The sequence below is a fragment of the Rhodococcus sp. IEGM 1381 genome (assembly GCF_030056795.1).
Lineage (GTDB): Bacteria > Actinomycetota > Actinomycetes > Mycobacteriales > Mycobacteriaceae > Rhodococcoides.
Map to the genome: position 1 here is coordinate 136,204 of NZ_JASHKQ010000009.1, position 15,175 is coordinate 151,378.

Here is a 15,175-nt window from a genome sequence, read left to right on the forward strand (position 1 = left end):
CACGCGTCTTGGGGCGGTAGAGCAAGCATTCAGTTATATGCCATTCCGCGCGAGTGCAGAACAATCAAACTGTAACTGGCGTCCATTCTGTCACACAGGACACGCAGCTTGCGCGCGTCCTGCGTTCTAACATTCCATCTTCGGCCTCAGGCCGCGAGACCGCTGGTCACATTCCACGCGATGAAGACGACGAACAGCAGGACCATGATGGACAGATCCAGCCGAACTCCACCGAGGTTAAGAGGCGGAATGATCCTGCGGAGAAACTTCACCGGCGGGTCGGTAACCGTGAAGATGGCCTCGAGCAAGATGACGACGACTCCCGTCGGGTGCCAATCTCTCGCAAAAGTCCTGATGAACTCGACGATGATTCGACCGATGAGAAGGAGCCAAAAAAGAAACAATACGATGTTGATCACCGTGAACACGATCACGGCTATACTCTGCCTGACTTCGCCAGGCTGAGCAAAGTGCGCTGGTCACAGCCTCGAACTACCGCTCCGAACTGAGAAACTCTCACTGCTGACTGTAGAAACCGGTCTCAGCGATGCGCCTGCGCTCCTGCGGCGATACATCGACATCGGCGGGCGAGAGCAGAAAGACCTTCGTCGCCACCTTGTCGAAGGAACCGCGGAGGGCAAATGCCAGACCGGCAGCGAAATCGACCAGTCGCTTGGCGTCCGCGTTGCTCATCTCCACCAGGTCCATGATCACCGGGGTGCCGTCGCGGAAGCGCTCGCCGATGGTGCGGGCCTCACTGTAGTCGCGCGGACGCAGCGTGGTGATCTTCGACAGCGGGCCACCGTCGTCGACGATCGGGCTGCGCCGAGTTTCCGCCAGCACATCCATCCGGGTGTCCATGGCCAGTGCTCCACGAGTGGCCGTTCCTCGGGTCGACGGTGCCGATGCACGTCCTCGTCCGCCGATCGGGGCCAGGGTGGCCGCCGGCCGGGGAGCCTCGTAATCGTCGTAGTCGTCGTCGAGTTGAGCGTGCCGAGATCCACCGAACGACGGCTTCACGAACTCGCGCTCGTCGATGTCGTCGTAGCTGTCACGCCCACCACGGGAGCCGCGCCGCGCGTCCGGATCGTCGAGGTAGTCGTCCTCGTAGTCGGCGAGCGGAACCATGCCGAAGTACGCCTTGAACTTGTGCAGGGTGCTCATCGTTCTGCCTTCCGTGGAGTGTGTCTACCGTCGATCCCCAGGTTCGCAAGTGTCTGTTGTGACTGATGTGATCCGTGGACTGTTATTGCGAGGTTATCGGCCGGGCCCCGAGTATTGCGGTACCGACACGCACGCACGTCGATCCGTGGCGCACAGCAGCTTCCAGGTCTCCGGTCATACCTGCAGACAGCTCCAGCGCCTCGGGATGATCGAGCAACAGACGATGATGGAGGTTCTCGAGGTCGGCGAACGCGGCCTCCGGCTCGGAGTCGAGTGGTGGTACCGCCATCAACCCGGCCAGACGCAGCCCGGCTGCGTCGGACACAGCCTCGGCAAGCTCGTGGAGTTCGTCACGTTCGACGCCTCCGCGGTGTACGTCGCCGTCGAGACTGACCTGAAGGATCACCTCGAGTTCCGACCGACGTACTCCCTCGTCCAGAGCCGTTGTGGTCGCTTTCGAGAGTGCCGCCACCAGCCTCGCACTGTCCACCGAATGGATGGAATGAGCCCAGGCCGCGACGGACTTGGCCTTGTTTCGCTGCAGGTGTCCGATCATGTGCCACCGCGGCGGATCGACGAGAAAATCTTCGGCCGTATCGGCAACCTTCGGCGATGCGTCCTGCTCTCGGGATTCGCCGAAGTCGCGGCAACCGAGCCGGTACAGGATGCGCACGTCCGACGCCGGAAAGAATTTGGTCACCGGTAGCAGAGCCACCTCGGCGGGGGTGCGTCCAGCGTCGACGCACGCACGGCGCAACCGTTCTCGGACCGTCGTCAACGCCGTCTCGATCTCGATGGCGCGGTCCGCGACCGGCCCGCCATCGTCGATGGGTTCGCTCATGACATCCCCTTCCGCCGGCTCAGCGATCGACCGCTGCGGGCTGCTCGTCTGTCGATGCACTGTCCATCCACACCACGCTGGCGATCCGGCCGGTCGAGCCTTCCCGGCGGTGGCTGAACAATGTTCTGTCCTCGATGGTGCAGCGCGGATCCTGCGCCACTGCGGACACTCCCGCCGCGAGCAGTTGGGCTCGGACACCGGCGGGAATGTCGAGTCCGGGCGTGTTGCGAACCGTCGTCGACGCGCTGCCGGGGAGGTGCTTGTCGACGTCCGCACGCATGGCTGCGGGCACCTCGTACTGTCGGCCACTCGCGGCCGGACCGAGAAATGCACCGATCCTCGCGGGCACTGCACCGAGCTCGACCATGGCATCCACGACCCGAGGCACGATGCCGATGCGGGCACCGACCCGTCCTGCGTGCACGGCGGCGATCACTCCGGCTTCCTCGTCGGAGAGCAGGATAGGTACGCAATCGGCGGTCAACACCACGAGCCCGAGGTCACGCTGCGTCGTCACCAATGCATCGGTCATCGGCACCGGCTCGGCCACGGGACCATCGACCACCGTGACGGTGCGTCCGTGGACCTGTTCCATGAAGACGAGCCGCTCGACTCCCATTCCCAATCGCTCGCCGAGACGACGGCGGTTGGCCTCGACGGCAGACGGGTCGTCGCCGACGTGACCGCCGAGATTGAAGGTGTCGAACGGGGGTGCCGAGACACCGCCCGCTCTCGTTGTCGAGACGCGTCGAACGCGGAACGGACCAGCGGATGCGGTACCGCTCACCGACGCATGAAGGACGGTACGTCGACTTCGTCTTCGCCCTCGTCCTCGGCGATCGGTACCCGACGACCGGAGCCGACGCCCTCGCGCCCCTGCCCACCTGTGTCACGACCCTGGCCTGCTGTGTCACGGCCGTAGCTGGCTGCGGATTCGCGGCTGGACGATTCACGGTTGGACGAACTCGACGAGTTCAGCGGCGGCAGGCTGCTGCCACTCGGTGCACCGACCGGGTCGCGGAATACGGCACCCTCGGAGCTCTCGTTCGTGCGCGAGGACACCTCCCCGGAGCGGGCCGATCCGATCGGACCGCGCGTGGACGTGGCCGCTTCGACCGGGCGGCGCGTCGGGGTGCCGCCGTCGAAGCCGGCGGCGATGACGGTCACCCGAACCTCGTCCCCGAGCGAGTCGTCGATGACCGTTCCGAAGATGATGTTGGCGTCGATGTGGGCTGCTTCCTGCACCAGCGACGCAGCCTCGTTGATCTCGAACAGACCGAGGTCCGAGCCACCGGCGATGGACAGGAGCACTCCGCGTGCGCCCTCCATCGACGCTTCGAGCAGCGGCGAGTTGATCGCCGATTCGGCGGCCTTGATCGCGCGACCTTCGCCGCGGGAGGAGCCGATGCCCATCAGCGCACTTCCTGCGCCGGACATCACGCCCTTGACGTCGGCGAAGTCGACGTTGATCAGGCCCGGAGTGGTGATGAGGTCGGTGATGCCCTGGACACCGTTGAGCAGAACCTCGTCGGCGCTGCGGAACGCATCCATGAGACTCACCGCTGCATCGCCGAGCTGGAGCAAGCGGTCGTTGGGGATGACGATGAGCGTGTCGCAGGACTCACGAAGCTGCTGGATGCCGGTATCGGCCTGCCCCCCGCGACGCTTGCCCTCGAAGGAGAACGGCCGAGTGACGACGCCGACGGTCAGCGCACCGAGCTTGCGAGCGATGTTGGCGACCACGGGAGCACCGCCGGTACCGGTGCCGCCGCCCTCTCCTGCGGTGACGAAGACCATGTCGGCACCCTTGAGTACCTCTTCGATCTCGTCCTTGTGATCGTCTGCTGCGCGGCGACCCACCTCGGGATCGGCACCTGCGCCGAGCCCTCGGGTCAGTTCGCGGCCCACGTCGAGCTTGACGTCTGCGTCACTCATCAGCAAGGCCTGAGCGTCGGTGTTGACCGCGATGAACTCGACTCCCTTGAGTCCCTGTTCGATCATGCGGTTGACCGCGTTCACGCCGCCGCCGCCGATGCCGACGACCTTGATTACGGCGAGGTAGTTGTGCGGGGGCGTCATGGGCTCTCGCCTTCCGTGGATTGTTGCGTGAAATGTGGAAAACCCTCAACCTAAACCACAGGCTTAGAGTTATGTCAAGTACTGAACTGCTCGGAACGCTATTCATCCTCGACGGCTATCGCCATTAGGCGCGCCGAGGCCGCGCGGGAAATATGCGTCACTCGCGCCGAAACTACTTCGTGGTGGGTAGATCCGGACTCGACACGTCGAAAATCTGTCCGGGCTGCGAGAGCAACGCAATCGCCACCGCGGCCTTGCGTTCGGAGTTCTCCTTGCTACCCCACACCACGGTTCGTCCGTCGAGCAACAGAATCGAGATGTCGGACAAGGTGCTCGCTCGCAACTCTCCCACCTGATCTCGCAACAGCGGCGGCAGCGTATCGAGCACCGCCAGAGCATCATTCGTCACCGCATCACCGAACACCGGATTCTCGGTCACCAGCCGCACAACCCCCGGCGGCGGAGGTGCGATCGCGAAATCCACCCCGGTGGAATCGAGCAGATGGGTGCCGTCCGGTGAATCGAAGAACGCCACCGGCGTTCGCTCCTCGACAGTCACCTGCACGGTCGACGGATACTTGCGCTGCACACGAACCGTCGCCAACGCCGGAATCGTCGCCACCCGCTGCGCCGCCGCAGCCGTGTCCACCCGAACCAGCGGCAGACCGGCGGGAACGTCGAGCAGGTCGAGGATCTCCTGCTCGGACACCGAGGACTCCCCCGCGACCGTGACACTCCGAACCGACAGCAGCGGTGTGAAGTACACCAGCGCAGCCGATCCCACCACCACGACAACGACGGCAAGCGCAATCAGCACGGCCTTGCGACGCGACCGCCTCACCCGAGCGCGCTCGTGTTCCCTGGCCAGGGCGCGCGCCTGCTTGTCGCTCATCGGCGATGGCGAATCATCTTCTGCTGCAGCTGTTTCCGACCTCGAAGAACGGACTCGATCGGAGCGGCGGGTCACGGCACCGGCCGATCCTTCGGTACGCCGCGGCCGGTCGCAGCACCGAAATCGGTTTTCGAGCGAAGTGCGTCCAGAATCGGTCCGCCGAGCATCGTCACGTCACCGGCGCCCATGGTGATGACCACGTCGCCGGGCCTGCTCAGATGAGCGACCTGCTTGGCCACCAACGACAGGTCCGGTTGATAGTTCACCGGTTTGATCACCGAGGCGGCAACCAGTGCTCCCGTCACACCGGGCAACGGCTCCTCGCGTGCACCGTAGACATCGAGCACCACGATCTCGTCCGCCAACGACAACGCAGCACCGAACTCCTCGGCGAACGTGGCGGTCCGCGAATACAGGTGCGGTTGGAACACCACCACGACCCGCCCCCGCTCGTTACCTGCGCGGTCCTGGCCGGCGACGAGAGCCTGCGCTGCCGTCAACACCGCACGCACCTCGGTGGGATGGTGTGCGTAATCGTCGAACACTCGGACGCCGTGCTCTCGACCGGTGAACTGAAAACGTCGATGAACACCGCCGAAGCCGGCGAGCCCGGCCAACAGTTCCTCCGTACCGGCACCCACCTGACGCGCCGCGACGAACGCCGCAAGCGCATTGAGTGCGGTGTGCCGTCCAGGAACACCGAGCCGAACCGTGCGCGCCGCATCCTCACCGGCGATCTGAAGCTGCGCGACGCCGCTGATGTCCTCGGGCTCCCACGCCAACAGACGAACAGCCATCTCGACCGGTCCGGCGTCGACGTCGGACGACCCGTAGCCGAGCACGGTCACGCCGGGCAGGTTCTTCTCGACCACCCGGCGAGCCAGCGCTGCCGAACCCGGATCGTCCATGCATGCCACGAGCACGCCGCCGGGGCGCAGCACATCGGCGAAGTCGTCGAACACCTGCACGTAGGCCTCGGTGGTGCCGAAGTGGTCCAGGTGATCGGCCTCGATATTGGTCACGATGATCACGTCGGCCGTGTACTGCAGCAGCGAACCGTCGCTCTCGTCCGCCTCGGCCACGAACACGTCGCCGCTTCCGTGGTGCGCATTGGTCCCGGCCTCGTTGAGCTCTCCCCCGACTGCGAACGACGGATCGAACCCGCAATGCTGGAGCGCGACCACCAGCATCGAGGTGGTCGACGTCTTCCCGTGGGTGCCCGAGACCAGCAGTGTGCGGTAGCCCTGCATGAGTGAGGACAGCACGGCCGGCCGCAGAACGACCGGAATTCCGCGTTCGCGAGCCTCGACCAGCTCTGGATTGGTCTTGGGAATCGCGGCATGAGTCGTCACCACGACAGTCGGGCCGCCGTCGATCATGTCCAGCGCACTGGCGTCGTGACCGATGCGAACCTGCGCACCACGTGCTCGTAGCGCGAGCACACCACGTGATTCCTTGGCGTCCGATCCCGATACCTGCCCGCCGCGAGCCAGCAGGATGCGCGCGATACCGGACATTCCGGCACCGCCGATACCCACCATGTGTACTCGTTCGAGCTCTGCCGGCAATTCCGACATCGCCGCACCGTCAATTGTCACGCGGACGTCTCCCTCGTTCTCTTCGCATGCGCGACACCGCCCGGATCAGCGTCTCGCCGCGTGCGCAGTATCGAGCACGATCTGCGCTACGGCCGCTGCTGCTCCCTTGTGCCCGGCACCGGCCGCGGCCCGGGACATGGCAGCAATCTTCTCCGTGTCGTTCAGCAGCGCGACCACCGAATCGGTCACGTACTGCTCGGTCAGTGTCGCATCGGACACCAGGATGCCACCTCCGGCGTCGACGACGGGGCGGGCGTTGAGCTCCTGCTCGCCGTTGCCGTGCGGCAGGGGTACGTACACCGCGGGTAGACCGGTTGCGGACACCTCGGCGACCGTCATGGCACCGGACCGGCAGATGGCCATGTCCGCGGCCGCGTACGCCAGATCCATCCGGTCGATGTACGGCAACGCGACGTACGGAGCGTTCGGGTTGCGCTGTTCGACGTCGAGCGAGTTCTTCGGTCCGTGCGCGTGCAGAACCGAAATACCCGCCTCGGCGAGCGCAGCCGAGGCTCCGGAGACTGCGTCGTTGAGCGATCGGGCCCCCTGAGAACCTCCGAACACCAGCAGCACCGGGCCGTGCTCGGGCAGACCGAAGTGTTCCCGGGCTTGCGCGCGGACGGCGGCCCTGTCGAGTCCGGTGATGGTGGGGCGCACAGGGATTCCGATCACGTCCGCGTCGGCTGCGCCGCGGGCGGCGATCCCCGAGCCGGCGACGGCGGCAAGCACGCGCTCGGCGGACCGTGCGCCGACCTTGTTGGCGATGCCCGCTCGTGCGTTGGCCTCGTGGATGACCACGGGAATTCGGCCACCGCGGCCGAACAGCCGACCGCGAGCAGCGAGATAGGCGGGCAACGCGACGTAACCACCGAATCCGACGAGCACGTCGGCCTCGACGGCTGCGAATATCTCCCTGGTTCGACGTACCGATCGCACGACGCGGACCGGCAGTTTCAACAGGTCGACGGTGGGCTTACGCGGCAGCGGCACGGGTGGGATGAGTTCGAGGGCGTAACCACGGGCCGGAACGAGAGTCGTCTCCAGGCCGCGGCTGCTGCCGAGAGCGGTGACGGTGACGGTGGGGTCGAGGACGCGGAGGGCGTCGGCCACGGCGAGCGCCGGCTCGATGTGCCCGGCCGTTCCGCCTCCGGCGACCACGACTGAGATCGGTCGAGAGGTCTGCTTCACCGTCGATATCCTCGCTCACCAGAGCGAACGGGTGGGCGACCGGGTTGTGGTTCCGGACGCGAACGGTACGAAGTCTGAGGTTCGGGACGAGGCCGGGGGGACGTCCGGGATCCCGCGGGGTACCCGGCCGACGGCTCACGACGCTGCGGTTCGGAGCGGCGAGCCCGGCCGCGGAGCGAATCGCCCCGGCGATCGGTCGATGTGGGCGACATCGTGTCGGCCCGCGAACTCGATACTCGGGTACGTCCTGGCTCGGGTGCCCGCGCTCCTCGCCCGTCCTTACCCCTGCGGGCCTCGAGACGCTTGCGATCCTGAGCGGCCAGGGTGGGGCGAGTGGACTTCGAGCGAGCCATCGCGGCGCGCTGGGGCGAGAACACCGCGGGCAACGGAAGCTTGAGGGCACGAGCGATTCGACCCTCCTGCCCGGCGTGCAGGGCCGCGATCGCTTCCGGCTCGTGGCGGGCAGCGCTGGCGATGATGCCGAACATCAACAGGGTGATCGCCGTCGACGTGCCGCCGTAGGACACCAGTGGCAGCTGCAGACCGGTCACCGGCAGCAGGCCCACGACATAGCTGATGTTGATCATGGCCTGACCGAACACCCAGCAGGTGGCACCGGCCGTCAACAGGCGCAGGAAGGGATCGACCGAGCGCATGGCGATGCGCAGGCCCGTGTAGACGAACAGGCCGAACAAGCCGATGACCGCAAGGCAGCCGATCGTGCCGAGTTCCTCACCGATGATGGCGAAGATGAAGTCGTTGTGCGCGTTGGGAAGATAGCTCCACTTCGCCCGGCTCTGCCCCAACCCGCGGCCGAACAAACCGCCGTCGGCCAGCGAGTATTTCGCCTGGGTCGACTGGTAGGACAGTCCCGAGGTGTCCTCTCCCGGGTTGAGCCAGGCCTTCACGCGGTTGGAGCGGTAGCCGGCGGTGAACGCGAGCACCGTCGCCAGCGCCAGACCCGTCATCAGCACCGCACCGAACAACCGGGCGTTGAGGCCGGCGAACCACAGCAGGGCCACCAGGATGATGCCGAGGGCGATTGCCGTACTCAGGTTCGGCTGCAGCACCACCAGCAGACACATCAGCAGACCAGCAGGCAGCAGCGGCACCAGCAACGACTTGATGTTGCCGTGCTCACTGCGACGCGAGGCCAGCAGGTGCGCACCCCACAACACCAGCGCGACCTTGGCCAGCTCGGACGGCTGGAACGAGACGACGCCGAAGTCGAACCAACGCCGCGCACCCTGACGCTCGGCACCGATTCCGGGAATCAGCACGAGCATCAGCATCGTGATCGAGACCAGGAACAACGGAAACGACAGTTTCCTGAGGTACCGAACCGGGAGTCGGAGAGCGACGTAGAACGCGACGACTCCCAGCGCCACGCCGATCAACTGCTGCGTGAACAGCGCGTATCCGGACTCGTCGGCCGCGAAGGACTCGGCGGACGACGCCGACAGAACCATCACCAGGCCCAGCACCGTCAGCAAAACGGCAATCGTGACGATGAGGTGGAACGACGCCAACGGACGGCCGAACCACAGGCCGATTCGAGTGCGGGGCGGCGAGGTGCGGCGAGGTGGGCGCGGCGGCTGAGCAGCAGTGGTCACGGCCGCGACGATCCGATGTCGGCGACGCCCAGCTGCAGTACGGAATCGGCGAAGCTTCGGCCGCGATGGCCGTAGTCGACGAACATGTCCAGCGATGCCGCCGCGGGAGCCAGCAGGACGGTATCCCCCGGCGCAGCGCGTCCGGCCGCATGGGCAACCACCACCCGCATCACCGCATCAGCATCTTCAGCACCATGAGTCACACCAGCATCGTCTCCCGAAGGGAGCCTGACGACCGGAACATCGGGCGCGTGTCGCGCCAAAGCCTCTGCGATCTGTATCCCATCGCGGCCGAGCACCACCGCAGCAACGAGTCGATCGGCGATCTCCACGACCAGACCGTCGATCACGGCACCCTTGAGCAACCCACCCGCGATCCACACGACGCGCTCGTGCGCCAGGATCGACGAACGAGCGGCATGCGGGTTCGTCGCCTTCGAATCGTCGATGAACGTCACTCCGCCGAGCTCGCGCACCACCGCCGCCCGATGCGGTCCTACCCGATAGCTCTGCAGACCGGTACGAACCGCGACTGCCTGCACCCCTATCGAGCGAGCCAGCGCGGCGGCCGCCAGCGCATCGAGAATGCCGGAGGGTCCACTCGGCTCGACCTCCTCGGCCGCGAGGAGTTCGACATTCTCGCCGAAGGCGTTGTCCACGAGTACGCCCGACCGCACTCCCAGCTCACCCGGCGCGGGTTCGCCCAGCCGGAAACCGACGACCTCGGCCGCGGGCGATCCCGCGGCCAGACTCGCCGCTCGCGCATCGTCGAGGCCGACGACAGCGACGTCACCGGACAGCGCTCGAGCCTTGGCGTGGACGTATCCGTCCATGCCGCCGTGCCAATCGAGGTGATCCTCGGCGATGTTGAGCACCACCCCGGCAGCCGGATGCACCGACGGCGCCCAGAACAACTGGAACGACGACAGTTCCACGGCGAGAACACTCGGATGTGGGGTACGGCGTAACGCGTCGACGATGGGGAGTCCGATGTTTCCGCAGGCCACCGACTCGATGGCGGCCGCCTCCAGAATCGACGCCAGCATCGAAGTGGTGGTCGTCTTCCCGTTGGTTCCGGTCACCACCAGCCAGCGAGTTCTCGGTCCGTACAGCTCAGCCCGGTCCACGTGCCAGGACAACTCGACATCGCCCCACACCGGAATGCGCCGTTCCGCGGCCGCTGCCAACACCGGAGAATCGGGACGGAAGCCGGGACTGGTGACGACGAGCGAAAACGCTGCCAGCGCCGCGGGATCGCCGAGCAGGTCGTCCTGCAGCACCACCGCGGCACCGATGCGCGCCGCCCCGTCGAGCGCATCGCGATCGGAGTCGGTGACGGTGACGACTGCCCCGAGATCCAGCAATGGGCGCACCACGGCAAGGCCGGACACGCGGGCGCCGGTCACCAGCACCGATTTACCGCGTAACCACGTCAGGTCGTTCGAAGATTCGTTCATGCCCTATCCGCCGACAGCAGCAAGGTACTCGCTGTAGAACAGGGCGAGTCCGACAGCCGACGCGATGGCGGCCAGCAACCAGAACCGGATGATCACCGTGGTCTCCGCCCATCCAGCCAGCTCGAAGTGATGATGGAACGGGGCCATGCGGAACACGCGTCGGCGACTGGAGCGGAACACCGCTACCTGGATGACGACCGACGCGGCCTCGGCGACGAACAACGCGCCGATGACCACCATGATCAGCTCGGTCTTGGTCACCACCGACAGTCCTGCGATCAGGCCGCCGAGGGCGAGAGATCCGGTATCACCCATGAAGATCTTGGCCGGCGCAGCGTTCCACCACAGGAAACCGATGCATGCGCCGGCAGCGGAGGCGCAGACCAGAGCCAGGTCGAGGGGGTCTCGAACGTCGTAGCATCCGGGGGCAGGCCCGGCGGGGCCGGCGCAGGCTTGCCGATACTGCCAGAACGTGATGACGGTGTAGGCACCGAGCACCAACGTCATCGACCCGGCGGCAAGGCCGTCGAGGCCGTCGGTGAGATTGACCGAATTGGACCACGCGATCACCAGTAGGCAGACGAAGAACACGAACACGAGAGCGGACATCGACCAGGTGGCAATGTCTCGAACGTAGGAAAGCTGAGTACTGCCGGGAGTGAGCCCGCTGTCGCTGCGGAACTGCAGTACCAGAATCGCGAACAGCACGGCCGCCGTTATCTGACCGACGTACTTACCGGTGGCGTTCAGACCCAGGTTGCGCTGTTTGCGGATCTTGATGAAGTCGTCGAGGAAGCCGACGAGACCGAGCACCGTCGTCAATCCGAGGACGAGAAGAGCCGAGGCCGACGGACCGTCGGCGTCGTACCCGATCCCGATCAGGTGAGAGCCCCAGTAACCGGCCCAGATTCCGATGAGAATTGCCACGCCGCCCATCGTGGGCGTACCGCGCTTGGACTGGTGACTCGCCGGACCTTCCACTCGAATCTCTTGACCGAAGCCCTGTTTCGAGAAGGTCTTGATCAGTATCGGGGTCAACAGAATCGCGACGGCGAGCGCAATGCCGCCGGCGAACAGAATCTGCCTCACTGCTCGTCCTCCGCGAGGGCGCGCGACTCGGCCAGAACGGCGTCGGCGACTGTCCACATTGCCCCGGACTGCGACGCCTTCACCAGAACGATGTCACCGGGACGCACCTCTTCGAGGAGCACCGCGATCGCCGACTCGCGGTCGGGTACGAGCATCGACTCCTCGCCCCACGAACCTTCCATGACCGCCCCTTGATGCAGCGCCCGAGTGGGACGTCCCGAGTCGACGATGATCAACCGATCGACGTCCAGTCGAACGGCCAGCCTGCCGATCGCGTCGTGTTCGACCACCGAGTCGGCGCCCAGTTCGCCCATCTCCCCGAGCACCGCCCAGCTGCGGCGCTTGGGCCCGTCGTCACGGCGCGACATCGAGACCAGGGCCTTGAGTGCGGCACGCATCGAATCGGGATTGGCATTGTAGGAATCGTTGACGACGGTGACCCCGTCGGCGCGAGTACGCACGTCCATCCGTCTGATGGACGTCGGAACAGCAGTCGACAACGCGTCGGCCACCTGCGCCAACGTTGCTCCGCATTCGAGCGCGACGGCCGCTGCCGCGAGCGCGTTGCCGACCTGATGCTCACCGTGCACGGCCAGGGTGATCGCTGCTGTCCCCGCCGCGCATTCGAGGGTGAAGGACGCGCGGGCGTCGGTATCGACCTGCACGTCGACCGCCCTGACGTCCGCATCGGCGCTGCGTCCCACCGTAACGACAGATGCCGTTGTGCGCGTTGCCATCTCGGCAACCAGACGATCGTCGATGTTGAGAATCGCGACTCCCCCGTCGGCGGCACTCGGCAGCGCTTCGACGAGTTCGCCCTTGGCCAACGCGATGGCCGCACGTGACCCGAATTCGCCCAGGTGCGCCGTGCCCACGTTGAGCACCACCCCGATCCGCGGCGGCGCGAGCTCGGCGAGTTCGGCGATGTGCCCGATTCCCCTTGCCGACAGTTCGAGACAGAGGAAGTCGGTATCGGCGTCTGCCCGCAAAGCCGTCCACGGGTGGCCGAGTTCGTTGTTGAACGACCCGGGCGGGGCCACCACCGAGCCCAGGGGCTCGAGAACCGCAGAGATCAGATCCTTGGTGGAGGTCTTTCCCGACGATCCCGTCACGCCGACGACGGTCAGGCCGTGCTCGGCGGTCAACTCGAGCACCGAGGCCCGGGCCAGAGCTCCAAGTGCGGTCAACACTGCCGAACCGGAACCGTCAGGGTCGTTCTCGAGCGCCATTGCACGACTGTCGTGCGGGACCGGACGGACGACCACGGCCGGTACGCCCACCGGACGCGCGGCCAGCACCAGCGCCGCACCTGCGGCAACCGCGTCGGCGGCATGGTCGTGACCGTCCACCTTGGCTCCGGGAAGGGCCAGGAAGATACTGCCGGGGGTCACCTTGCGGGAATCGAACTCCACCGGCCCTGGCACCACGACCGTCCGATCCGACACGTCGTGCAGTGTGCCTCCGACGATCTCGGCGATGCGGCCCATCGTCAGCGGGATCACAGTACGCCCGCGCCCGTGCCGACCAACCGCGCGTCGATTGCCGAGGCGACTACCACTCTGTCGTCGAACGGGTGTTTCACCCCTGCGACCTCCTGGCCGGTCTCGTGCCCTTTTCCTGCGATCAACACAACGTCCCCTTCGCGCGCCCACACCACGGCCTGTTCGATCGCCGCCGCGCGGCCTGCCACATTTCTGACTTCACCACGAACATCGTCGGGCACCGACAGCGCTCCGTCTTCCACGGCCTGCCGAATGGCGGCCGGGTCCTCGCTGCGCGGGTTGTCGTCGGTCACCACGAGGAGATCGGCGCCGCGCGCCCCGGCCGCACCCATCAGCGGGCGCTTGACGGTGTCGCGGTCTCCGCCTGCTCCGAGTACGACCGCAATCCGTCCACGGGAGGATTCACGCAGCGTCGCCAGCACGGCCTCGACGGCCGCGGGCTTGTGTGCGTAGTCCACCACGGCCAGGAAGTTCTGACCCCGATCGATGCGCTGTACGCGTCCCGGCACGTCGACCGCCGCGAGCCCCGCCGCAGCCTTCGGCACGTCCACACCGGCCGCCGCGCAGGTCGCCAACGCGAGCACGGCATTCGCCACGTTGTAGCGACCCGGGAGTCGAACCGAGACCGGCAGTGAGAGACCGTTCGGATCGGCGACGACGAACGACTGCGTACCGTCGTCGTGCTTGGCCCAGTCCGACACCGTCCACTGGGAATCGTCACCGGTCGATACGGTCACCACCGTCGAACCGGCAGCGCGAGCGATGTCTGCCATCCGCACACCCCACGCATCGTCGACACAGACGACCGCGGTATCGGCGCGGACGGCAGAGTCGGCCGCGAACAGCCGGCTCTTGGCCAAGAAGTAATCCTCGAGCGAGTCGTGAAAATCGAGATGGTCCTGGGAAAGATTGGTGAACGCTCCGACCGCGAAGCGGGTTCCATCGACTCGGCCCAGAGACAACGCGTGCGAGGACACTTCCATCACCACGGTGTCGACGCCCTCTTCCACCATCACGGCGAACAGCGCGTGCAACTGCGGTGCCTCGGGCGTGGTGAGTGCGCTCGGTACGTACCGACCTGCGACGCGTGTCTCGATGGTGCCGATCAACCCACACCGACGACCGGTGGCCGTCAGGCCTGCCTCGACCAGATACGACGTCGTCGTCTTTCCCGATGTACCGGTGATTCCGACGACGGTCATCTTCGACGAGGGATTGCCGTAGATCAGCGCCGACACCGCACCCAACACCTGCCGCGGACGATCGTGCACGAGTACCGGAACCTGTCGGTCGACGCCGGCGAGGGCGCGCACCACGATGTCGAGTCCGGCGGGGTCGGTGAGAACTGCCACGGCACCGCGGCCGACCGCGTCCGCGGCGAATTCGGCTCCGTGGCGAGACGAACCGGGCAACGCCGCGAAGAGATCGCCGGACAGCACGGACTGCGCTCGGAGATCGATGCCGGTCACGCGCACGCCTGCGGGGTCTCCGGCACCGATCGTGGCTCCAGCCGCGGACGCCACCTCGGACACCTCGGTGTGCGGTGGATGCGCCGGACGTGAACCCGGAGCCGGTTGTGAATCCGCTGAGACAGTCACTCCTGCTCCCTTCCTCTCTACTGCAGGGCGCGCGCCTGCCCCGGCTCGATCACGCCGCGGCGGCGGCCGAAATAACGCGCCCGAACCGATGTGTCAGATTACCGGCGACCGGGATCGCGATGTTGCCGCCCCGACTCGAAGGACCGGAGGGTTC

At 66.3% G+C, this 15,175-nt stretch carries 13 protein-coding genes; all 13 read right to left on the minus strand.

The genetic code is table 11. The features are described from left to right. Nucleotides 1–146: 146 nt before the first annotated feature. The gene (locus tag QM797_RS18970) at nt 147–434 is read right to left on the minus strand and encodes a YggT family protein (protein ID WP_283277204.1); all 288 of its coding nucleotides are present in this window, start codon (nt 432–434) and stop codon (nt 147–149) included. An 82-nt stretch (nt 435–516) separates the two neighbouring features. Then, a complete protein-coding gene (locus QM797_RS18975) occupies nt 517–1,164 on the minus strand; it encodes a cell division protein SepF (protein WP_283277205.1) in 648 nt (215 codons plus the stop codon). A gap of 82 nt (nt 1,165–1,246) precedes the next feature. Further along, a complete protein-coding gene (locus QM797_RS18980) occupies nt 1,247–2,005 on the minus strand; it encodes a YggS family pyridoxal phosphate-dependent enzyme (RefSeq protein WP_283277206.1) in 759 nt (252 codons plus the stop codon). A gap of 19 nt (nt 2,006–2,024) precedes the next feature. After that, nucleotides 2,025–2,792: a peptidoglycan editing factor PgeF gene (gene pgeF, locus QM797_RS18985; protein ID WP_283277207.1), complete on the minus strand. Its 768-nt coding sequence runs from the start codon at nt 2,790–2,792 to the stop codon at nt 2,025–2,027. Next, nucleotides 2,789–4,084 (minus strand): cell division protein FtsZ, encoded by a 1,296-nt coding sequence (gene ftsZ / locus QM797_RS18990; RefSeq protein WP_283277208.1) that lies wholly within the window; start codon nt 4,082–4,084, stop codon nt 2,789–2,791. Before ftsZ ends, pgeF begins: the two co-directional genes overlap by 4 nt. Nucleotides 4,085–4,256: 172 nt before the next feature. Continuing rightward, a complete protein-coding gene (locus QM797_RS18995; protein WP_283277209.1) occupies nt 4,257–4,976 on the minus strand; it encodes a cell division protein FtsQ/DivIB in 720 nt (239 codons plus the stop codon). A 71-nt stretch (nt 4,977–5,047) separates the two neighbouring features. Next, nucleotides 5,048–6,553: a UDP-N-acetylmuramate--L-alanine ligase gene (murC, locus tag QM797_RS19000; RefSeq protein ID WP_283277248.1), complete on the minus strand. Its 1,506-nt coding sequence runs from the start codon at nt 6,551–6,553 to the stop codon at nt 5,048–5,050. 66 nt (nt 6,554–6,619) lie between these two features. Further along, nucleotides 6,620–7,762, minus strand: coding sequence for an undecaprenyldiphospho-muramoylpentapeptide beta-N-acetylglucosaminyltransferase (murG, locus tag QM797_RS19005; protein ID WP_283277210.1), 1,143 nt, complete (start codon nt 7,760–7,762; stop codon nt 6,620–6,622). Beyond that, complete coding sequence (ftsW, locus tag QM797_RS19010; RefSeq protein ID WP_283277211.1) at nt 7,759–9,375, minus strand: putative lipid II flippase FtsW; 1,617 nt, start codon at nt 9,373–9,375, stop codon at nt 7,759–7,761. The genes murG and ftsW overlap by 4 nt, the downstream gene beginning before the upstream one ends. Continuing rightward, entirely contained in the window at nt 9,372–10,832 is a 1,461-nt protein-coding gene (gene murD / locus QM797_RS19015) for a UDP-N-acetylmuramoyl-L-alanine--D-glutamate ligase (RefSeq protein WP_283277212.1), read from the minus strand. The genes ftsW and murD overlap by 4 nt, the downstream gene beginning before the upstream one ends. Before the next feature lie 3 nt (nt 10,833–10,835). Continuing rightward, nucleotides 10,836–11,921: a phospho-N-acetylmuramoyl-pentapeptide-transferase gene (gene mraY, locus QM797_RS19020; RefSeq protein WP_283277213.1), complete on the minus strand. Its 1,086-nt coding sequence runs from the start codon at nt 11,919–11,921 to the stop codon at nt 10,836–10,838. After that, nucleotides 11,918–13,423, minus strand: a complete 1,506-nt coding sequence (locus tag QM797_RS19025; protein ID WP_283277214.1) for a UDP-N-acetylmuramoyl-tripeptide--D-alanyl-D-alanine ligase — start codon at nt 13,421–13,423, stop codon at nt 11,918–11,920. Before QM797_RS19025 ends, mraY begins: the two co-directional genes overlap by 4 nt. After that, nucleotides 13,420–15,021 (minus strand): UDP-N-acetylmuramoyl-L-alanyl-D-glutamate--2,6-diaminopimelate ligase, encoded by a 1,602-nt coding sequence (locus tag QM797_RS19030; protein WP_283277215.1) that lies wholly within the window; start codon nt 15,019–15,021, stop codon nt 13,420–13,422. Before QM797_RS19030 ends, QM797_RS19025 begins: the two co-directional genes overlap by 4 nt. Between the last annotated feature and the right edge of the window lie 154 nt (nt 15,022–15,175).